This is a genomic window from Streptomyces sp. NPDC104313 (assembly GCF_055583985.1).
This window is the reverse complement of sequence record NZ_JBVJMW010000001.1, coordinates 200,641-220,025: the sequence shown is the minus strand read 5'-3', so window position 1 is coordinate 220,025 and position 19,385 is coordinate 200,641. Positions and strand designations below refer to the sequence as shown.

18 protein-coding genes and 1 riboswitch are annotated in these 19,385 nt (G+C 72.9%); of the genes, 9 read left to right on the top strand and 9 right to left on the bottom strand.

Translation table 11 applies throughout. From position 1 onward, the window contains the following. Window position 1: 1 nt before the first annotated feature. Entirely contained in the window at window positions 2-271 is a 270-nt protein-coding gene (gene thiS / locus ACZ60Q_RS00995; protein ID WP_469626479.1) for a sulfur carrier protein ThiS, read from the bottom strand. After that, entirely contained in the window at window positions 268-1,449 is a 1,182-nt protein-coding gene (gene thiO / locus ACZ60Q_RS00990; RefSeq protein ID WP_469626477.1) for a glycine oxidase ThiO, read from the bottom strand. Before thiO ends, thiS begins: the two co-directional genes overlap by 4 nt. Next, window positions 1,447-1,559: riboswitch (TPP riboswitch) on the bottom strand. It overlaps the preceding gene by 3 nt. A 51-nt stretch (window positions 1,560-1,610) precedes the next feature. Between thiO and ACZ60Q_RS00985 the strand changes: the two genes are divergently transcribed. From ACZ60Q_RS00985 to ACZ60Q_RS00960, 6 genes are all read left to right on the top strand, one after another. Then, window positions 1,611-1,952 carry an avidin-fold protein gene (locus ACZ60Q_RS00985; protein ID WP_469626474.1) on the top strand — a complete coding sequence of 114 codons (342 nt, stop codon included), beginning with the start codon at window positions 1,611-1,613 and terminating at the stop codon, window positions 1,950-1,952. Between the two features lie 78 nt (window positions 1,953-2,030). Further along, window positions 2,031-3,263: an NAD(P)/FAD-dependent oxidoreductase gene (locus ACZ60Q_RS00980; RefSeq protein ID WP_469626471.1), complete on the top strand. Its 1,233-nt coding sequence runs from the start codon at window positions 2,031-2,033 to the stop codon at window positions 3,261-3,263. Window positions 3,264-3,345: 82 nt separating this feature from the next. Beyond that, on the top strand, window positions 3,346-3,711 hold the full coding sequence (locus ACZ60Q_RS00975) for an Rv2175c family DNA-binding protein (RefSeq protein ID WP_469626470.1): 366 nt from the start codon (window positions 3,346-3,348) through the stop codon (window positions 3,709-3,711). 76 nt (window positions 3,712-3,787) lie between these two features. Continuing rightward, a complete protein-coding gene (thiE, locus tag ACZ60Q_RS00970) occupies window positions 3,788-4,438 on the top strand; it encodes a thiamine phosphate synthase (RefSeq protein ID WP_469626467.1) in 651 nt (216 codons plus the stop codon). A 184-nt stretch (window positions 4,439-4,622) separates the two neighbouring features. Beyond that, window positions 4,623-5,540 (top strand): methylenetetrahydrofolate reductase [NAD(P)H], encoded by a 918-nt coding sequence (metF, locus tag ACZ60Q_RS00965; RefSeq protein ID WP_469626464.1) that lies wholly within the window; start codon window positions 4,623-4,625, stop codon window positions 5,538-5,540. Between the two features lie 49 nt (window positions 5,541-5,589). After that, entirely contained in the window at window positions 5,590-6,504 is a 915-nt protein-coding gene (locus ACZ60Q_RS00960) for a hypothetical protein (protein WP_469626461.1), read from the top strand. A 50-nt stretch (window positions 6,505-6,554) separates the two neighbouring features. On the opposite strand, the gene ACZ60Q_RS00955 is transcribed toward ACZ60Q_RS00960, so the two are convergent. From ACZ60Q_RS00955 to ACZ60Q_RS00940, 4 genes are all read right to left on the bottom strand, one after another. After that, on the bottom strand, window positions 6,555-8,069 hold the full coding sequence (locus tag ACZ60Q_RS00955; RefSeq protein ID WP_469626459.1) for a phytoene desaturase family protein: 1,515 nt from the start codon (window positions 8,067-8,069) through the stop codon (window positions 6,555-6,557). Between the two features lie 463 nt (window positions 8,070-8,532). Continuing rightward, on the bottom strand, window positions 8,533-9,144 hold the full coding sequence (locus ACZ60Q_RS00950) for a TetR/AcrR family transcriptional regulator (protein ID WP_469626456.1): 612 nt from the start codon (window positions 9,142-9,144) through the stop codon (window positions 8,533-8,535). Between the two features lie 53 nt (window positions 9,145-9,197). Beyond that, entirely contained in the window at window positions 9,198-11,285 is a 2,088-nt protein-coding gene (locus ACZ60Q_RS00945) for a YhgE/Pip family protein (RefSeq protein WP_469626453.1), read from the bottom strand. Further along, a complete protein-coding gene (locus tag ACZ60Q_RS00940; protein WP_469626451.1) occupies window positions 11,278-12,006 on the bottom strand; it encodes an ATP-binding cassette domain-containing protein in 729 nt (242 codons plus the stop codon). Before ACZ60Q_RS00940 ends, ACZ60Q_RS00945 begins: the two co-directional genes overlap by 8 nt. Before the next feature lie 164 nt (window positions 12,007-12,170). Here ACZ60Q_RS00940 and ACZ60Q_RS00935 point away from each other — a divergent pair, with 164 nt between their 5' ends. The 3 genes from ACZ60Q_RS00935 to ACZ60Q_RS00925 all read left to right on the top strand — a co-directional run bounded on the left by ACZ60Q_RS00935 (window position 12,171) and on the right by ACZ60Q_RS00925 (window position 14,283). Next, the gene (locus tag ACZ60Q_RS00935; protein ID WP_469626449.1) at window positions 12,171-12,698 is read left to right on the top strand and encodes an SAV_6107 family HEPN domain-containing protein; all 528 of its coding nucleotides are present in this window, start codon (window positions 12,171-12,173) and stop codon (window positions 12,696-12,698) included. A 174-nt stretch (window positions 12,699-12,872) separates the two neighbouring features. Then, the gene (locus ACZ60Q_RS00930; protein WP_469626447.1) at window positions 12,873-13,631 is read left to right on the top strand and encodes a methyltransferase; all 759 of its coding nucleotides are present in this window, start codon (window positions 12,873-12,875) and stop codon (window positions 13,629-13,631) included. Window positions 13,632-13,878: 247 nt separating this feature from the next. After that, window positions 13,879-14,283 carry a DUF3040 domain-containing protein gene (locus ACZ60Q_RS00925; RefSeq protein WP_018957470.1) on the top strand — a complete coding sequence of 135 codons (405 nt, stop codon included), beginning with the start codon at window positions 13,879-13,881 and terminating at the stop codon, window positions 14,281-14,283. Between the two features lie 231 nt (window positions 14,284-14,514). Here ACZ60Q_RS00925 and ACZ60Q_RS00920 read toward each other — a convergent pair whose 3' ends face one another. The 3 genes from ACZ60Q_RS00920 to ACZ60Q_RS00910 are packed head-to-tail and all read right to left on the bottom strand — an operon-like array spanning window position 14,515 to window position 19,348. Next, window positions 14,515-16,932: a transglutaminase TgpA family protein gene (locus ACZ60Q_RS00920; protein ID WP_469626443.1), complete on the bottom strand. Its 2,418-nt coding sequence runs from the start codon at window positions 16,930-16,932 to the stop codon at window positions 14,515-14,517. Then, on the bottom strand, window positions 16,929-18,296 hold the full coding sequence (locus ACZ60Q_RS00915; RefSeq protein ID WP_469626441.1) for a DUF58 domain-containing protein: 1,368 nt from the start codon (window positions 18,294-18,296) through the stop codon (window positions 16,929-16,931). Before ACZ60Q_RS00915 ends, ACZ60Q_RS00920 begins: the two co-directional genes overlap by 4 nt. Then, the gene (locus tag ACZ60Q_RS00910) at window positions 18,296-19,348 is read right to left on the bottom strand and encodes an AAA family ATPase (protein WP_469626439.1); all 1,053 of its coding nucleotides are present in this window, start codon (window positions 19,346-19,348) and stop codon (window positions 18,296-18,298) included. The genes ACZ60Q_RS00915 and ACZ60Q_RS00910 overlap by 1 nt, the downstream gene beginning before the upstream one ends. Between the last annotated feature and the right edge of the window lie 37 nt (window positions 19,349-19,385).

Sequence of the window (19,385 nt, the reverse complement as noted above, 5' to 3'; positions counted from 1 at the left end):
GTCAGCCTCCTTGTACGGCGGTCAGGACCTCGACGCGGTCGCCCTCGCCGAGCGTCGTGGCGGCCCACTGGCCGCGCGGGACGACGCTCTCGTTGACGGCCGCGGCGACCCCGGAGCGGGCCGGGGTCAGCGTGGCGACGAGGGCGTCCAGGTCCGTCCCGGCGGGAACGGTACGGGCTTCCCCGTTCACCGAGACGGAAACCGAGACTCCGGAAGGCACAGGCACAGGCACAGGCGCGGAGCCAGGCACGGAGGCGGGCTGCTGGGTCATACGGGCTGCTCCTGGAGTACGGGGGCGGCGGGTTCGAAGCGGCCGGGGGCGAACGGGCGGGCCGTCTCGGGCAGCTCGCCGGTGGTCAAGACGTCGGCCATCGCGTCCCCGGTGACGGGCGTCAGCAGGACGCCGTTGCGGTGGTGGCCGGTGGCGAGCAGCAGACCGGGCAGGGCGGTCGGGCCGAGCAGCGGGGCGTTGTCGGGTGACGCTGGACGCAGTCCGGCCCGGGTCTCGGTGAGCGGCAGTTCGGTGATGCCGGGCACCAGCTCATGGGCGTCGCGCAGCAGTTCGTACACCCCGCCGGCGGTGACCGTGGTGTCCCAGCCCATCTCCTCGCTGGTGGCGCCGACGACCAGCTCGCCGTTCTCGCGCGGCACGAGGTAGAGATGGCCGCCCCGGACCACGGCGCGCACGGTGCGGCTGAGGAAGGGGGCGTACGCCCGGGGCACGGTGAGCCGCAGGACCTGGCCCTTGACCGGGCGGACCGGCGGTACGAGCTCCGGCGGGAGCCCGGCGAGCCGACCGCTGAGACTGCCCGCGGCGAGCACGACCTGTTCGGCCGCGAACTCCGTACCGTCGCCGAGCAGCGCCCCGACGGCCCGGCCCCCGGCCACGGTGAGCCGCTCGGCGGTCGTCCGGCGGAACGCGACCCCGGCCCGTTCGCACGCGGTCAGCAGCGCCGCGGCGAGCCGGCGGGGATCCACCTGGTGGTCGCCGTCGACCCGAAGTCCGCCGCGGACGCCCGGGGCCAGCATCGGTTCCAGGCGACGGCACTCACGGCCGCTCAGCCAGACCGACTCCAGACCCGAACGCTCCTGGAGGGCGTGCAGTTCGCGCAGATGCGCCCGGTCGTCGGAGTCCAGTGCCACGGCGAGCGTGCCGCAGGTCCGGAAGCCGGTGTCCCGGCCGCTCGCCTCTTCCAGCTCGGCCACGAACGAGGGATAGCGGGCGGCGGAGGCGAGGTTGAGCCCCAGCAGCATCTGCTCGCCGTAGTGCAGTTCGGTGACGGCGGCCAGCATGCCCGCCGCGACCTGTGCGGCGCCGCCGCCCGGTTCCCGGTCCGCGACCGTGACGCGCAGCCCCCGCTGGGCGGCCCGCCACGCCGTGACCAGGCCGATGATTCCGCCCCCGATGACGAGGACATCGGATCCTGAGGTTCTTCCCGGGACGCGCATGAGTGTCCAGCCCCTCCCTTCGCCGGCATGACCCGGAGCAGGTTCGTACGGTCGGAGGCCGTCCAGCCTCCCTCTCAGCCCGGTGCGTCCGGGCTCCCGCGAGTGTTCTACCTTGGCCACCCTAAACCCCGCCGCCCCCGGCCAGCAGAGGAGCGCCCGCCGTGGCCCGTTCACTCGACGGACTCGTCCTGTCGCCCGTCGCCGACCAGGCCCCCGGCCAGGTCGGCACCCGCACCCGCTTCACGTACCACGAGCTGGACGGCCGGATCTGGGCCGAGTACGCGGGTGGCGACGTGGTGCGCGGCCATCTCGTCGGCACCCGCGACGGGGACGCGCTGGACTTCCGTTACGTGCAGCTCAAGCGGGACGGAACGACCTCGTCCGGGCACTGCCTCTCCACGGTCGTCGACCTCGCCGACGGCCGGGTGCGGCTGGCGGAGCGGTGGGCCTGGGAGTCCCAGGAGGGCAGCGGCACCAGTGTGGTGGAACAGGTTCGTTCCTGAGGTCCTTCCCGGGGTCCCTTCCGAGCCCCTTCCCCGCACCCCCTATCTGATGATCCGTCAGTTGATTAAGATGGACGGGTGAGCGAACAGACGGAACAGCGGGCGGCACGGCACGTCGTGGTCGTCGGGGCGGGAATGGCGGGGGTGCAGAGCGCCGTGGCCCTGCGCGGGGCGGGCTTCACCGGGCCCGTCACCCTGATCGGCGCCGAACCCCACCAGCCCTACGACCGACCGCCGTTGTCCAAGGCCGTACTGCTGGGCAAGGCCGAGGACTCCGCCTTCGACGTCGACTTCGAGGCGCTGGACATCACCCTGCGTCTCGGCCTGGACGTCACCGCCCTGCGCGCCGCCGACCATGTGCTGGACACCGCCGACGGACCGGTCGCCTACGACTCCCTGGTCCTCGCGACCGGCGCGGAGCCCATGACCCTGCCCGGCGCCGAGGGTGTGCCCGGCGTCCACCTGCTGCGCACCCTCGACGACGCCGCCCGGCTGAGGCCCGTCCTGGACCGGCAGCACGACGTGGTCGTCGTCGGGGCGGGCTGGATCGGCGCGGAGTTCGCCACCGCCGCCCGCGCCGCGGGCTGCGCGGTCACCGTCGTCGAGGCCGCCGCCCGCCCGCTCGCCGGAACCCTGCCCGCCGAGGTGGCCGCCCCGATGGCCGCCTGGTACGCCGACAGCGGCGCCGAGCTCCTCACCGGGGCCCGGGTCGACCGCGTCGAGGAGGGGTCCGTCGTCCTCGCCGACGGGCGGGTCCTGCCCGCCGGGGCCGTGGTCGTCGGCATCGGCGCGCGCCCCGCCACCCGCTGGCTCGCCGGCTCCGGGGTCGCGCTCGGCCCGGACGGCTCGGTCACCGCCGACAGCGCGCTGCGCACCTCGCTGCCCGATGTGTACGCGGTCGGGGACTGTGCCTCCTTCCCCTCCGCCCGCTACGGGACACGCCTGCTGGTCCACCACTGGGACAACGCCCTCCAGGGCCCGCGCACCGCGGCCGCCGCGGTCATGGCCGCCCGGGACGGGGGGCCGCTCCCCGTCTACGACCCCGTCCCGTACTTCTGGTCCGAGCAGTTCGGCCGCTTCGTGCAGTACGCCGGCCACCACGCGGTCGCCGACACCCTGGTGTGGCGCGGCGACGGGGCGGACGCGGCCTGGTCGGTGTGCTGGCTGCGCGACGGCGCCCTGGTGGCCGTGCTCGCCGTGGGCCGCCCGCGCGACCTCGCCCAGGGCCGCAGGCTCATCGAGTCGGGGGCCGTCCTCGACCCGGAGAAGGTGGCCGACCCCGCCGTACCGCTGAAGTCCGCCGCCCTGTGACGGAGCCCGGACCCGCCGCGTTGACCCCCATACGGTCGGGCCCGGCTACCGGCTGTCGGTCCCGGATGGCACGCTTGTCCCTGTGACCGAGATTGACGCAAAGACCGATGCTCTCGTCCCCGCCTGGCTCCACCTTCCCGACATCGCGGAAATGCTCGATGTCCAGGTGACGCGCGTACGGCAGCTGGTCAAGGAAGGCCAGCTCATCGCCGTACGCCGTGGTGAGAACCGGACGCTCCAGGTGCCCGCCGTCTTCATCGACGGCGACAAGGTGGTCAAGGGCCTCTCCGGCACCCTGACCCTCCTGAGGGACGACGGCTATTCCGACAAAGAGATGCTGGAGTGGCTCTTCACTCCCGACCCGACCCTGCCCGGCACCCCCGCACAGGCGCTGAGCGAGAATCGCGGTACGGAGGTGAAGCGCCGCGCCCAGGCGCTCGCCGTCTGACCGACACGACAGGAAGCGGAGCACGGGCCGCCCAGCGCGGCCCGTGCACCGTCACGACCTACGGGGGAGTCCATCCATGTCCACGCCTCGCGAGCGGCTGTCCGGCGCCCGGCTCTACCTGTGCACGGACGCCCGCAAGCGGCAGGGTGACCTCCCCGCCTTCCTGGACGCCGTGCTCGCCGCGGGCGTCGACATCGTCCAGCTCCGGGACAAGGGCATGGAGGCCGCCGAGGAGCTGGAGCATCTCGCCGTCCTCGCCGACGCCTGCCGACGGCACGGCAAGCTCCTCGCGGTGAACGACCGCGCCGACGTCGCCCACGCCATCGGTGCCGACGTACTCCACCTCGGCCAGGGCGACCTGCCGGTCCCCGCCGCCCGGGCGATCATCGGCGCCGACCGGCTGATCGGCCGCTCCACGCACGCCGAGGCAGAGGTCGACGCGGCGCTCGCCCAGGACGGTGTGGACTACTTCTGCACCGGCCCCTGCTGGCCCACCCCCACCAAGCCCGGCCGCCACGCCCCCGGCCTCGACCTCGTGCGCTACGCCGCCTCCCTCGGTGGTTCGCGACCCTGGTTCGCGATCGGCGGGATCGACGCGGGCAATCTGGACCAGGTACTGGACGCCGGAGCCCGCCGTGTCGTCGTCGTCCGGGCCATCACCGAGGCCGACGATCCCGCCGCCGCCACCGCCGACCTGGCCCGGCGCGTCAAAGCCCGCGCGCTCTGATTTCCACGGGCAGAACCACGGGCCGAACCACGGGCAGACCCGCGTACCGACTTACCCGTCGGCTCGCGTGCCGATGAGGGACGTCTCGGGCTGATGTCCGAGGGATGGACAACAGTCCGGCAAAACGAGACAAAGTTGGCTGCTCCGGTTGGGGGAGCGCCCACCCCCTGGTTAACCTCCCCTTATGGCCCTTGGCACACCCTCCACCAGGACGGATCACGCACGCACCGTGCGTGACCTGCTGGCGACCGGTAAGACGTCGTACTCCTTCGAGTTCTGGGCGCCCAAGACGGAAAGAGGCGAGCGGAACCTCTGGAACGCGCTCCGTCGCGTCGAGGCGGTCCGTCCGAGCTTCGTCTCCGTGACGTACGGCGCCGGCGGCTCCACCCGCGCCGGGACGGTCCGGGCCACCCAGCGGATTGCCGCCGACTCCACCCTCACCCCGGTCGCCCACCTCACCGCGGTGAACCACTCCGTCGCCGAGCTGCGCAACATGGTCGGGCAGTACGCCGACGCGGGCATCAGGAACATCCTCGCGGTCCGCGGCGACCCGCCGGGCGACCCGATGGGTGAGTGGGTGGAGCACCCGCAGGGGGTGAAGTACGCCGCTGACCTCGTCCGTCTGATCAAGGAATCGGGCGACTTCTGCGTCGGTGTGGCGGCATTTCCCGAAATGCACCCCCGGTCGTCCGACTGGGAGACGGACACCAGCCATTTCGTGGACAAGTGCCGGGCGGGCGCGGATTATGCGATCACCCAGATGTTCTTCCGCCCGGAGGACTATCTCCGGATGCGTGACCGTGTGGTCGCCGCGGGTTGCGAAACGCCGGTGATCCCCGAGGTCATGCCCCTTACCAGCGTGAAGCAGTTGGAAAAGTTCTCCCAGCTCAGCAACGCGACCGTGCCCGCGTCGTTGAAAGAGCGCATCCTCGCAGCCAAGGACGATCCAGCCGCTGTACGCTCCATTGGCATCGAGTTCGCAACGGAGTTCTGCGCGAAGCTGCTGTCCGAGGGTGTGCCCGGACTGCACTTCATCACGCTCAACAACTCGACGGCTACGCTCGAAATCTACGAAAAACTCGGACTGCACAAGCAGTCGTGACCGGTCGTACCCGCCGCCGACGCGGCTACGGCCGAAGGAGGGGGCGGGCGTGGGCTGGACGGTCCTCTACATCGCTTTCGGTCTGGTGGCCCTGTGGCTGCTCGGCGAGGTGCTGTTGCAGTACAAGGCACGACTGCGCTGGCGGCTCCTCGCCTTCGGCGGCTTCCTCGGCGTGGTGGTGGGGGTGCTGCTGGCCTCCGTTCCCGTCATCGTCGTCGGGACGCTCGCCTTCGCCACCGGCCAGACCTTCGTGACGCTGTCCTTCCGGCGTGGCTTCTCCACCGGCTGGGCCATGGGCGGTAGCCCGGGGGAGAGCCGCCGGCGCAGGGGCCGCGGTGAGGGCGCCGCCGTGAAGGAACCCACGCTGGAGGTCTCGGACCTGGAGGTCTCGGACCTGCAGGTCGCCGGCCCCGGGTACGACCAGCCCCCGGCCGCCCCGCCCGCACAGTCCGTCTACGAACCGCGGCCCCTGCCCGAGGACACCGGCCAGTACGGCGTGTACGGGATCACGGGCTACGACGCGAACGGCAGCGCGCGCCAGGACCACGGCCACGAGGCCGACCCCTCCGCCCAGCCGCAGTACGCCGCGTACGACCCGTACACCGGCTACGAACAGCCCCCGGCCCAGGACCCCTACGCCGGGACGTACGACTACGGCACCGACCGGCAGAGCTACGCCGCCTACTCCGACCCGTACATCGGCACCACCAACGGAGCCCCCTCCTACGGCGGTTACGACGCCTACGGAAATGGCGGCGACGGCTACGACAGTCAGGGCGGGCAGCAGGGCTACCCCGATCCCTACGCCCAGGGCTATGGCGCGGACACCCCGCCCGGCGGCGTCTGGGTCCCGCAGCAGCGCGACACGGAGCAGCACCCCCCGATGCCGCCGGAGCAGCCCGCGGCACCCGCACCGTACGGCAATGGCTACGACACCGGCCAGAACGAGCAGTACCGCTACTGAGACCGCGCCGCTGCCGGGGACGGGCCGGTCGGCAGCGGCACACGCTCCGCTCAGCGTGAGCCGCGGAAGTCGTCGCCCTCCACGACGAGCCCGGCCACCAGCGTCCCCGACATCCCGGCGTGCGCCAGCCCGCCGCCCGGGTGCGACCAGCCGCCCACGAGATACAGCCCCGGCAGCCGCGTGAGGTTGCCCGGGTGCAGATACGCGCCGTCGCCCCCGGCCAGCGCGGGCGGCGGCACCGCACCGCCCTCGGCCCCCGTTTCGGCCTCGGTCTCCGCGGGCGTGCGGACCTCGGTGTGCAGGATCCGCTCCCGCAGCCCGGGAACGGCCGCCGCCGCCCGCTCCACCAGGACGTCGGCGAACCGCTGCCGCACCCCGGCGTCCCGCCAGTCGACCGGCCCCTGCGGAGCCACCGTCGCGGTGAGCGTCACCGCCTCGTGCTCCGCGTCCGGGCGGGTCGCCGGATCGTCGGGGCGCAGCACCGTCACCGTGGGGTGCCCGGCGATCCGGCCCCCGAACACCGCCTCCTGCTCCGCCGTCCCGTCGGCGCCGTGCACCACGGTGACGTGCACCGCGTCCGCCTCCCTGGCCCCGCGCAGCGACAGCAGCACCGTGAACCGGCCCGCCGCGCCCGCGCCGGAGCCCGGCCGGACCGTCACGTCGTCCCCGCCCCACACCTGCTGACCCGGCACCAGACCCGGGTGCGGCCGGACCCCGAGCACCACCCGGTCGGCCTCTTCCACCTCACCGCCCGCCAGCTCCACCCCCGCCGCCCGGCCCTCCTTCTCGACGACCCGGACCACCTCGGCCCCGAAGACGAACCGCACCCTGCGGGCCACGCACCGCTCGTACACCGCCCGCGCCAGCTCGCGCATCCCGCCCATCACGTACCAGCTGCCGAAGGTCTGCTCCATGTACGGCAGCAGCGCGGCGCTCGCGGGAGCGGTGCGCGGGTCGAGGCCGTGGGACAGCGCGTACCCGTCGAGCAGGGCGGCGAGCCGCGCGTCCGCCAGCTCCCACGCGCCGATCTCCGCGACCGTTCCCGCCTGCCGGGGGCCGCGCAGCAGGCGTCGCTGTCGCACCGCCGGATACGGATCTCGCCCCAGCACCTGGTGGTCCGCCCTCAGGGGCTCCTCCAGGAGTGGCCGCCGCGACCGGTCCCAGGCGTCCCGGGCCCGGTCCATGAAGTCGCTCCAGCGCGCCCCGGCGCCCGTGCCGAGGGCGTCGTCCAGGGCGGTGGCCACCCCGGCCCGGGAGGCGTTGGGCAGCGACACGGCCGTGCCGTCCGCGAAGAGATGGCGGCCCGCCGGATCGACCTGGGTCAGCGTCACGGACTGCTCCAGCGACTCCTTGCCGGTCTTCACGAAGAGGTCCCGCTGGACGGCGGGGAGGTGCAGCAGCCCGGGCCCGGTGTCGAAGGCGAAGCCGTCGTGCTCATGGCGGCCGACCGAGCCGCCGTAGCTCGCGGACCGCTCGTAGACCGTCACCTTCTCGCCCGCCACGGCGAGCCGGGCGGCCGCCGCCATCGCGCCCGTCCCGGCGCCGATCACTGCAATTCGTGCCATGCCGGTGATTTTATCGACCGGCGCCGACAGGTCGGCCGGGAGGCCGGGGACCAGCCGACTCGGCAGGCGACCGTAACGGCCCCGCGCGGGAGCCGGGTGGGGTTCCGCCCGGGCCCTGAGTACCCGTACTCAGGGAGGTAGATGAGTAGCTACGCGGATAGGCCCCCACCTGCGGGGACGGCAGAGTGATGACCACGGAAGGGGCGCTGCGCCAGGACCGCCGGCACGGGGCGGCGGAACGGTGCGGTTCCCCCGACGCAACGGGGGTGCACGATGGAGGCCCGGGGACCACGGGGGACACACGGGGTCACGGGGAACGGGTTTCCGGAAGCACGGAAGACGCCGGTCCGGTGAGGTTCGCGGGGGATGCGAACTCCAGCGGTCGGCGTCTTCGGCTTTCCCGGTACGGACCCGGCCCGGACCCGCCGGGCGTTCCCGGCCCGGACCCGGTGCGCGGCGGGTCTCAGTGCCCGCTGACCCGCCCGTGCAGCAGCAGGGACAGCGCCGAGTGGACCTCGTCGATCGAGCGCTCCGGCTGGAACGCCTGCCAGTCCAGCGCCGCCACCAGCACCATCCCGACCAGCGCGGCGGCCGTCAGCGGGATGTCGATCTCCTCGCTCAGCTCACCGCTGTCCACCGCCTCCCGCAGCACGTCCTCGACGACCGCGACGGCCTCCTGACGTACCACCAGCAGCGTCGACTGCCAGGCGCGGTTGGTGCGCCAGAGCTCGGCCACGTACAGCTGCGTGAAGGCCGGGTAACGGTCGATGAAGGCGAGCCCGGCCCGGATCATCGCGTCCAGCGCCTCGACGCGGGTGGCGCCGCGCTCCTCGGACTCCTCGGCGGCGGCCCGCAGCGAGGCCGTGAGCAGCCCCACACCGTGCCGGAGCAACTCCTCGAACAGCTCGGTCTTGCTCTTGAAGTTGTAATAGACCGTGCCCTTGGCGACCCCGGCCCGCTCGGCGATCTCGTCGACGGTGGTCGCCGAGAAGCCCTTCTCGGCGATCAGCGTCACCGCCGCCTCGTAGAGCTTCTGCCGGGTGGCCTGGCGGCGCGTGGTGCCACTGCTTTCCATGAGACCGATTCTTCCAGGCGCCGCCGCGCTCGCAGGCGCGGTTCCGGGCGCGCTCACAGGCTCAGCTCCGGGTGCAGCCGGCTCAGGCTCCACACCTGCTTGCGGCGGGCGGTGAACGCGGTCAGGGCCAGCGCGCCGACGGTGAAGGCCCCCAGCACCGCGCAGCCCAGCCACACCGGGCCGAGGGGGCCGCCCGTGATCAGCCTGCGCAGCCCCTCGACGACGTACGTCATGGGGAGGTACGGGTGGATCGCGCCGAAGAAACCGGGGCTGGTCTGGACGGGGTACGTGCCCCCGGCCGAGGTCAGCTGGAGCATCAGCACCACCAGCACCAGGATCCGCCCGGCCGCCCCGAAGCAGGCGTTCAGCCACTGCACGATCGCGGCGAAGCAGCAGGTCACCAGAGCCAGGAAGCCGATCGTTCCGGCTGCGTGGGTCATCTGGAGGCCGAGGCCCCAGTGCAGGACGGCCATCAGGGCGCCGACCTGGAGCGTGCCGATGGCGGCGACCGGGAGCCAGCCGGCGAGCGCGATCCGCCAGGAGGAGGCCCCGGCGGCGAGTGCCCGCCGGTTGAGCGGCTGGATCAGCATGTACGCCACCATCGCGCCGACCCACAGGGACAGCGGGATGAAGTACGGGGCGAAGCCGGTGCCGTAGTTGGGCGCCGCGTGCAGCGACTTGGAGGCCAGCTGGACGGGGTCGGCCATGACGCCGGTCCGCGCGTCGCGGTCCTTCCTGCCGTAGTCCGGGATCTCATCGACGCCGTCGTTGAGGCCCTGGGCCAGCTCGGCCGAGCCGTCGCCGAGCCGGAAGAGCCCGCCGTCCAGGTTCTCCGCGCCGGTCTTCAGCTTGCCGACGCCGGTGTCCAGATCGCTGGAGCCGGTCTGTGCGCCGCCGAGTCCGGTGTGCAGCGCCTGCGCGCCCTTGGCGACCTTGTGGGCGCCGGTGTTGAGCTCATTGACCTTGCCGACGGCCGCCGCCAGGTCGTCGTCCAGCGTCGGCGCGCGCTTCGCGAGGTCGTCGGCCTGCTTCTGGAAGGCGGTCAGCTGGGTGCTCAGCTTCTTCAGATCGCCGTTCTGGCTGGTGACCAGGGTGTTCACATCGGCGGCGATCTTCGCGACGTCGACGGCCGTGACCTTGGCGCGCTCCAGCGGGGGGCAGACAGCGGCGTCGGGCTCCTCGGTCTCCTCACACCGGGTGCGGTGGATCTCGGTCAGCTCGTCGGCCGCCTCCTTGGCTCCGACGGCGGCGGTGGGCGCGCTCTTCACCAACAGGTCGAGGTTGTGCCGTACGGCTCCGGAGGTGTCGGCGACCAGGCGGGCCGTGTCGCGGATGGATTTCCCGTTGTCCTGGAAGAACGGGCGTACGTCACCGGCGATCCCGTTGACCTTGCCGGCCAGGACCTGGGTGCCTGCGGCCACTTGGGCGGAACCCGTGGCGAGATCCCGCGAGCCCTGGTTCAGCCTGACGATCCCGTCGGAGAGCTTCTTGCTGCCCGCCTTGGAGTCCTTGAGGCCGTCCGCGAGGTCCTGGGACCCCTGCTTCGCCTTCGAGATGCCGCCCTTGAGGTCGTCGGCCCCCTTGGCCGCCTCGGCGGTCTTGTCGTGCAGATCGGAGAAGTTGATGAAGATGCGGTCCAGGAAGCCCCGGGAGGCGTTCGTGGAGGCGGCGTTGCGCACCTCTCCGAAGACCGTCCTGGAAATCTGTCCGACGATGTAGTTGTTCGCGTCGTTCGTCCGCACCTGGAGTGCGCCGGTCTCCGGGGATTCCCCGCCACTGGACGCGATCTTCTTACTGAAGTCCGACGGCATCGTCAGCGAGAGGTAGTACGTACCCTCCTCGACGCCCTTCTCCGCCTCGGCGGAGCTCACCTCGTGCCAGTCGAACACCTGGGAGTCGAGCAGCTTCTCGCTGATCTCGTCCCCGGCCGCGAGGCGCTTCCCGTCGCTGGTGGCCCCCTTGTCGTCGTTGACCAGGGCGACGGGCAACTTGTCGAGCTTTCCGTACGGGTCCCAGAAGGAGTACAGGTACAGGGCGCCGTAGAGCAGGGGCAGGAGCAGCAGGGCCACCAGCGCGGCGGCCGGCAGCTTTCCCCTCCCGAACCGCTTCAGCTCGAGCGCGGCCAGTTTCGGGCTACGCATCGGCTGTCTCCTCATCGCCCGCGGGTGCGGGTGCGGTACGTACGACGTGGGTGTTCTCGGGGGCCTCGCTGCACACGGCGAGCACGGTCGTCCCGGTGTCGGCCACGGAGCGCAGCAGCGCCCAGGCCCGGTCGCGTTCGGCGCCCGGGAGCTTGAGGTCGGTGTCGTCGACGGCGAGCAGCCGCGGCTCGCCGATCAGCGCCAGTGCGACGGACAGCCGCAGCGCCTCCAGCCGCTCCAGGTCCCGTACGGAAGTGCGCCCCGATTTGGGCAGCGTGGCGAGGTCGAGGCCCGCGGCCTCAAGAGCCTCGTCGATCCGGGCCCGGGCCGCGGCCCGGCGTTCGGCACGCGGGCGCAGGAGGGTGCGCAGCGAGGCTCCGAAGCGGCCTTGGAGGAGGGCGCGTTCGTTCAGGTGCTCGGCGACGGTGAAGGCCGCATCCAGCTCATTGACCGCCGGGACCGGACCCAGGGCGGCTATCCGGCGGACGGCGGCGGCCTGCTCGGGCAGCCGCAGACCGCCGGTCCGTGCGTGGCCCTCGGTGGTGCCCATCCGGCCGGTCAGGGCGAGCAGCAGGCAGGTGCGGCCCGATCCCGAGGGCCCCTCGATGGCCACCAGCGATCCTGGCTCGGCACTGAACGTCACGTTCCGGAAGACCCAGCCACGCGGTCCCTCCAGTCCGAAGTCCTCGGCGGCGACGGCCGCGCCGTGCGGGCTCTCCACAGACTCTCCCCTGTTGAACTGACCAGTCAGTGCAGAAAGTAGTCCGAACTCACGCTCGAAGCAAAACGGCAGGTCAGGGGTGTACCGAGGTCGATTGTCAGTGGGGCCCGCCACCATGGACACAGACGGCCACGAAGCCGTCACACGACGACAGGAGGTTCGTCATGGCCAGCTCGTCCGCAGCCGCCGCCCCGCGGCGCCGCGCAGGCAGCCCTGCCCCCTCACCGACCGGTCCGGCCGGCGATGTCCACCCCGTGCTGCGCCGCAGCACGGCGCCGCCCGCCGCTCTCGAACTGCTCGCCAAGGCCCGCTCCGGCCTCGACGAGGCCGCCGTGCTCCACGAGCCGAACGAGCGGTACGCCACCGCACACCTCGCCGCCCTGCGCACCGCGGCGGCCGTGCTGGCCGCCCGAGGCCGCCCCGAGACGAACAAGCGACGCCGCGACCGCATCCGCAGTGCCTGGGAGGTCCTCCCGGAGATAGCACCGGAACTGACCGAATGGAGCGCGCTCTTCGCCTCGGGCGCCCTGCGCCGGGCCCGAGCGGAGGCCGGCGTGCCGGGAGCCGCCGGCGGACGCGACGCCGACGACCTGCTGCGCGACGCTGCCATGTTCCTGCGCCTGGTGGAACGGCTCCTGGCCCTCCAGCCGGTGCTCCCGCGACCACGCCCGGAGCGGTCGGGCGGCGAGTGACGTCGGCCCGGCGTCGCCCCGGCCCCGGGCCGACGCTGTACCGGGGCCCGCCGGGCGATGCCGCCGGGCCCCGGGACGGCGGTGCGAGGCAATAGGGTGGTACCGCTCACATCACCACCCGCACTGTTCACGCTCCGCCGTCCCCGGCGGAGCGTTGCCGAGGAGTCATCTGCCGTGTCGGACCAGCTGCGCCCCCGCGCCTCCCTCCGTACCGCCGTGGTCTGGGAGGTCCTCAAGGACGCTCTGGACCGTCAGGTCAAGGCGACCGGCAGGGACGCCCTGGATGTTCTGGACACCGGAGGCGGCACCGGCAACTTCGCCGTGCCCGCGGCCCGGCTCGGTCACCTGGTCACCGTCGTCGACCCCAGCCCCAACGCGCTCTTCGCGCTGGAGCGCCGCGCGGCCGAGGCCGGGGTCGCCGACCGGGTCCGGGGAGTCCAGGGCGACATCCTCGGGCTGTTCGACGTCGTGGAGCGCGACGGCTTCGACGCCGTGCTCTGTCACGGCGTCCTGGAGTACGTCGACGAGCCCGCCGAAGGCGTGCGCAACGCGGTCGAGGCACTGCGGCCCTCCGGCGCACTCAGTCTGCTGGCCGCCGGCCTGGGTGGAGCCGTCCTGGCCCGCGCGCTCGCCGGACACTTCACGGAGGCCCGGCAGGCGCTCACCGACCCGGCCGGCCGCTGGGGCGAGGGGGACCCGGTGCCCCGCAGGTTCACCGCCGAGCAGCTCTCCGGCCTGGTCTCCTCGGCCGGTCTGGAGATCGCCGCGGTGCACGGAGTCCGGGTCTTCGCCGACCTCGTGCCGGGCGTCCTGGTGGACACCGAGCCCGGCGCCATGGAGGCGCTCCTCAAGCTCGAAGCGGCCGTCGCTGAGCAGCCCGCGTTCCACTCCGTCGCCACCCAGCTCCACGTTCTGGGCGAGAAGCGCCGCTGATCAGCAACGCAGCTGTGGACGGAGTGGGACTCAGGACCCCCGTACCGGGCGTACGCCCCGTATGATCGGGTGACACCATCCGGCATGGCGGATCGGTCGTCGGGGAATCTACGCCTCAGCAGCCGAGCCGACATAGCGGTCCGGACTGGCTGAGCGCTAGAGGGCGGGTTTCACGGGGGCGAATCCCTGCCTATCCTGGAAGGGCCGCATACCGGTCGCCCCCGCGGCCGACGACGAGGAGGATCCCGTGCCGCTCTCGGAGCACGAGCAGCGCATGCTCGAGCAGATGGAGCGAGCGCTGTACGCCGAAGATCCCAAGTTCGCGACAGCGCTCGAGGGAAGCGGACTGCGTACGTACACCCGGAAAAGGGTCTACCAGGCGGTCGCTGGCTTCCTGGTGGGTATCGCGCTCCTCATGGCCGGAATGGTCGCCCAGCAGATCTGGATCAGCGTGGTGGGGTTCCTCGTCATGCTCGGCTGTGCCGTGCTCGCGGTCACCGGCTGGCGCAAGGCGCCCAAGCCCGGTGAACAACAGCCGGCTGCCGCAGGCAGCGGGGACAGCGGCGCAGGCCGCCGACCGAGACAACGCCGGTCGATGATGAACCGCATCGAGCAGCGGTGGCAGCGCCGCCGCGACGAACAGGGCCAGTAGAGGACCCGGCCCTGTCCTTCACAGGGCCGGGCACCGGTACGACGTATGACACCGATGGGTGAGGGGTGGCCGGGTTTTCCGCGGCCACCCCTCAGCCGTTGCCCGACGGTGCCCCTCGCCCGGCAGCGCCGTCGGCCGTGGCGCCGATGCCCGACAGCGTCGAGCCTCCGGTCCGGACCCCTTTACAGGGTCCGGACCGGAGGCTCCGGTGTGTGCGGCCCCTCGACCGCCTCAGCCGTGCTGACGCGTGAGGCGGCGCAGCCGGGCCGTCCAGCGACCGGCTCCCGGTCGGCTCGCCCATCGTGCCGCGAGCGCCGTCCGGCGCTCCGCGAGGGCCCACACCACCCGGACGGACGATCGGGGCAGGAGTGTTGCCCGCAGCCGGGTGCCGCGGTCGGCCGATGCCCGCAGACCCGCCCGGACCGCCAGCGCGTCCTCGGCCAGTCCGGACGCGGGGCGCGGCTCGGGGGCGTACAGCACCTGCTCCACCGAGCCCGCGATCCGGTGCACGGCCTCGGCCGCGGCGGTGTCGAGGCGGCCCAGCCGCACGATTGTGGCCGCCGCCTTCCGGGGCGTCAGTGACTCGTCCGGCGCGATGCCGTGGTCCCAGGCCGCGTCGGTGATCTCCCGCCAGGCGGCCGACGTCCGCGCGACGGCGTCCGTGGGCGTCCGGCCCCCGGAGCCCAGTCGGCGATTCCGCGTCCGGGTCCGCCACAGCAGCGGTGACAACGGCAGGACCAGCACCAGGACCGCCGCGAGGATCACCAGCAGCACCGTCCCGGCCGGGGTGCCCCGGTCGGTCGGCAGCGCCGCTCCCGGCTCCTGCGAGGGACCGCACCCGCCTTCCTGACGCAACTGCGGCGGGCAGCTGTCCTCGGCGGAGGGGATCGCGGACGGCTCGGCGGAGGTGTCCGCGGAGGGCTCGGCGGCGTCGCTCGCGCTGTCCGTGGGGACCTCGGGGCGGGTCCACGAGGGAGTGCTGCCCCGGCTCGGGGTGGGCTCGAACCGGGTCCACCCCACTCCCTCGAAATACAGCTCGGGCCAGGAGTGTGCGTCGCGCAGCCCGACCGAGATCGCCCCGTCCGCCTTCATGGTGCCCGGGGTGAAGCCCACCGCCACCCGGGCCGGGATACCCAGCGTCCGGGCCATCGCGGCCATCGAGAACGAGAAGTGGACGCAGAAGCCCTCCCGGTCGCGGAGGAAGCGGGCGATGGCGGACGACCCCGTCCCCGAGGTGACCTTCGTGTCGTACGTGAAGCCGCCGTCGGACGCGAACCAGTCCTGGAGCTTCACGGCCCGCTCGTAGGCGTTGGACGAGCCCGCCGTGACCTCCTCGGCGGTCTCGGCGACGATGCCGGGCAGCGAACCGGGGATCTGGGTGTACTCGCGGACCAGCTCCTGGGGCGGTGAACCCGCGGCCGCGAGCTGCTCCGCCGTGGGTTCGACCACCAGACTGCCGACCTCGTACTGCGCGCCGCGCGTGGTCTGTCCGTCGTCGCCGACCAGGGTGCGGCCCTCGGGCTCGAACCGCCAGCGACCGCCGACGCGGACCTCGTCGGCCGGGTAGGGGAGCGGCAGATAGGTCTGCTGGTAGGAACGCGACGCGGAGATGTTCGTCCGGACCTCGGTGACGGAGACGTCCCTGCCCAGCCCGGTGGGCTGGGGGAGGCGGTCGGGAACGTCCGTCAGCCGACGGGTGGAGGAACGCCACTCGCTGCCGTTGAACTCGTCCAGGGCCAGGATCCGGAGATAGAGACTCCGCGGGTCCTCGATGTTGCTGCGGTACGTCATCACCTCCCGGTTGTCCGGCTGGTTGAGGTTGTTCTGCAGCGAGACCAGCGGATTCACCGCGGAGATGGTGCCACCGCCGCTGCCCCTGCCGTTCCCCGGACCGTCGCCGCCCAGCAGGCCGGTGTCCAGGGCGGGCAGGGCCAGGGGGGCCACCAGGGCGATGCCGAGCGCCAGCACGCCGATCCGCCGCCCGGTCCGGACGGGGGAGGGGCCGCCGCTCACCCCGGCCGGCCCGTCGGCCGGACCGCCCGAACTCCGCGCGGCGCCGCCGAAGACGCGGCCCCATTGGGAGAGCCGGTCTTGGCCCTCCGCCAGCAGGAGCAACAGATAGCCGGAGGCGGCCAGCAGGAACCACAGCCAGCTCGCTCCACCGTCGGAGAGGCCGGCCGCGACCGAATACAGGGCGAGGAGGGGCAGTCCGGCCGGGGCCGCGCTGCGGAAGGTCACCGCCAGGGCGTCGACGGTAAGACCGATCAGGACCACCCCGCCGACCACCAGCAGCTTGATGCCATCGGTCATCGGGGCCGGGACGGCGTACGTGCCGACGTCCTCCCCGCCCGCCACCAACAGCTCACCGAGCCGCATGAGGGCCCCTGGCCCGGGCAGCACCCCGAACAGGGCGTGGTCCCGGACGAACACCAGCGTCAGCAGCAGCAGGGTGACCAGCGTCTGGACGGAGATGGTCAGCGCCCTCGCCAGCGGCACCCGGCGGGCGAGGGCGCCCACCCCGCTCTGGACGCCGAGCAGCACCGCCGCCTGCACCAGCCAGCCGACCCCCTCCACCAGCGGGATCAGCGCCCCCGCCGCCAGCAGTGTCGCCGCATAGGCGCACAGCGCCAGCCTGGCCCGCCCGCTCATGACCATCTCCCCGTGAAACCTGTCGCGCCGCCGCTCGTGGCCGACGGCGCATCCATACGCATGCCGCCCGCCAACTGCCACAGTGCGGGCAGTTCGGCCCCCGGCTCCACGGGCACCGCGATCCAGCCCGACTCGCGCAGCCGTCGCAGCCGCTCCTCGGCCCGCCCCGCCCCGTCCTCGTCGCCGGCCCAGGCGGCGCTGTCCAGGACGAAGGCGACCCCCGCCCCGGCCCGCTGCCGCATCCGGGCCGCGACCGCGGCCTGTTCCTCGTCCAGATCGCCGAAGAAGGCGATGAGCAGTCCCTCGTTGCCGCCGCGCAGCACGTCATGGGCGCGCGCGAGCCCCCCGCCGTCGGAGTGGCCGACCACCGCGAGCGTGTCGAGCATCAGGCCCGCCGAGTCCGCGGACTCCTGGGTCGAGCCCGCGAAACCGCCTGACCCCTCGCCGGGTGCCGTGGTCCCGTCGTCCGTGAGCAGCCGTACGGCGAAGCCGCGCTCCAGCATGTGCACGAGTGCGGAGGCCGCCCCCGAGACCGCCCATTCGAAGGCGGAGTCGGGCCCGGCGCCCTGGAAGCCGATGCCCCGGGTGTCCAGCAGGACCGTGCACCTGGCCCGCTGCGGCTGTTCCTCCCGACGCACCATCAGCTCGCCGTGGCGGGCGGTGGAGCGCCAGTGGACCCGGCGCAGGTCGTCGCCGTGCCGGTAGCCGCGCGGAATGATGTCGTCCTCACCGGCCAGTGCGAGGGACCGCTGCCGCCCGTCACCGTATCCGGAGGCCTCGCCCGCCAGCCGCAGTACGGGCAGCGGCACCGTGCGCGGGATGACGACGAGGGTGTCGTACGCGCTGAAGGAGCGGGTCAGCTCGCACATCCCGAACGGGTCGCCGAGCCGCAGCTGCAACGGGCCCAGCGGATAGCGGCCGCGCAGGTCGGAGCGGACCCGGTAGGACACCTCCCGCCGGCCGCCCGCCTCCACCCGGTCCAGGACGAACCGGGGGCGCGGGCCGAGGACGTACGGAACACGGTCCTGGAGCATCAGCAGTCCGGTGGGAAGCCGGGAGACGTTCTCCATCCGCAGGTGCACCCGGGCCTCCGCGCCCGCGGGCACCCGGGAGGGTGAGAGCCGCCGGGTGCCCGTCACGCGGTAGCGGGTGCGGTAGAGGACGGTCACGCAGACCAGGGGCAGCACGGCCAGCAGGAGCCCGACCCGCAGCAGATCGCCCTGGCCCAGGACATACGCGCAGACGGCGGCGGCAAGACCGGCGGCCAGGAACGAGCGTCCCCGGGTGGTCAGTCCGCCCAGGGCCGCCCGGAGGCCGCCCTTCCTGTCGCCGTCCTCCACGGCGCCGGGCTCGCCGGCCGCCATCACAGCCGCCGTACCCCGGGCTGCTGCTGGTGGTACAGCGGGCGGCCCGGCTCCTGCCCGACCGGCGGGGACGGCACGGTGCCGCCGGCCGAGGTCGGTACGGGGGTGCGCTGGATGATCTCCAGGACCACCTGCTCCGCCGTGCGGCGGTTCAGCTGGGCCTGGGCGGTGGGCAGCAGCCGGTGCGCGAGCACCGGGGTGGCCAGCGCCTGGACGTCGTCCGGCAGGGCGTAGTCGCGCCCGCTGAGCGCGGCGGACGCCTTCGCGGCGCGCAGCAGGTGCAGCGTCGCGCGCGGGGAGGCACCGAGTCTGAGGTCGGGGTGGCTCCGGGTGGCCCCGACGAGCTCCACGGCGTAGCGCCGCACGGCGTCGGCGACGTGCACCGTACGGACGGCGTCGATCAGCTTCACGATGTCGTGGGCGTGGGCCACCGGCTGGAGGTCGTCCAGCGGGGAGAGGCCCCCGTGCACCTCGAGCATCTGGAGCTCGGCCTCCGGGCTGGGGTAGCCGATGGAGACCCGGGCCATGAAGCGGTCGCGTTGTGCCTCGGGCAGCGGGTAGGTGCCCTCCATCTCGACCGGGTTCTGGGTGGCCACCACCATGAAGGGGTCGGGCAGCTCGTAGGAGTGCCCGTCGATGGTGACCTGGCGCTCCTCCATCGACTCCAGCAGCGCCGACTGCGTCTTCGGAGAGGCGCGGTTGATCTCGTCGCCGATCACGATCTGGGCGAAGATCGCGCCCGGCTTGAACTCGAAGTCCCGCCGCTGCTGGTCGAAGATCGACACGCCGGTGATGTCCGAGGGCAGCAGGTCCGGTGTGAACTGGATCCGTCGCACCGAACAGTCGATGGACCGCGCCAGCGCCTTGGCCAGCATGGTCTTGCCGACGCCGGGGACGTCCTCGATGAGGAGGTGCCCCTCGGCGAGGAGCACGGTCAGGGACAGCCGTACGACCTCGGGCTTGCCCTCGATCACACCCTCCACCGACCTGCGTACCCGCTCCGCTGTGGTGGTCAGATCCGTGAGGCTCGCTCGATCGTCATAGGTCGTCACCCGGCCCTCCTCGGCCCTTTTGCGCAGGGGCCGTCGC

What these genes read in the sequence shown, in the direction of transcription:
- thiS (WP_469626479.1), bottom strand. Translation starts at nt 271, where the DNA reads ATGACCCAGCAGCCCGCCTCCGTGCCTGGCTCCGCGCCTGTGCCTGTG.
- thiO (WP_469626477.1), bottom strand. Translation starts at nt 1,449, where the DNA reads ATGCGCGTCCCGGGAAGAACCTCAGGATCCGATGTCCTCGTCATCGGG.
- thiE (WP_469626467.1), top strand. Translation starts at nt 3,788, where the DNA reads ATGTCCACGCCTCGCGAGCGGCTGTCCGGCGCCCGGCTCTACCTGTGC.
- metF (WP_469626464.1), top strand. Translation starts at nt 4,623, where the DNA reads ATGGCCCTTGGCACACCCTCCACCAGGACGGATCACGCACGCACCGTG.
- ACZ60Q_RS00955 (WP_469626459.1), bottom strand. Translation starts at nt 8,069, where the DNA reads ATGGCACGAATTGCAGTGATCGGCGCCGGGACGGGCGCGATGGCGGCG.
- ACZ60Q_RS00950 (WP_469626456.1), bottom strand. Translation starts at nt 9,144, where the DNA reads ATGGAAAGCAGTGGCACCACGCGCCGCCAGGCCACCCGGCAGAAGCTC.
- ACZ60Q_RS00945 (WP_469626453.1), bottom strand. Translation starts at nt 11,285, where the DNA reads ATGCGTAGCCCGAAACTGGCCGCGCTCGAGCTGAAGCGGTTCGGGAGG.
- ACZ60Q_RS00935 (WP_469626449.1), top strand. Translation starts at nt 12,171, where the DNA reads ATGGCCAGCTCGTCCGCAGCCGCCGCCCCGCGGCGCCGCGCAGGCAGC.
- ACZ60Q_RS00920 (WP_469626443.1), bottom strand. Translation starts at nt 16,932, where the DNA reads ATGAGCGGGCGGGCCAGGCTGGCGCTGTGCGCCTATGCGGCGACACTG.
- ACZ60Q_RS00915 (WP_469626441.1), bottom strand. Translation starts at nt 18,296, where the DNA reads ATGGCGGCCGGCGAGCCCGGCGCCGTGGAGGACGGCGACAGGAAGGGC.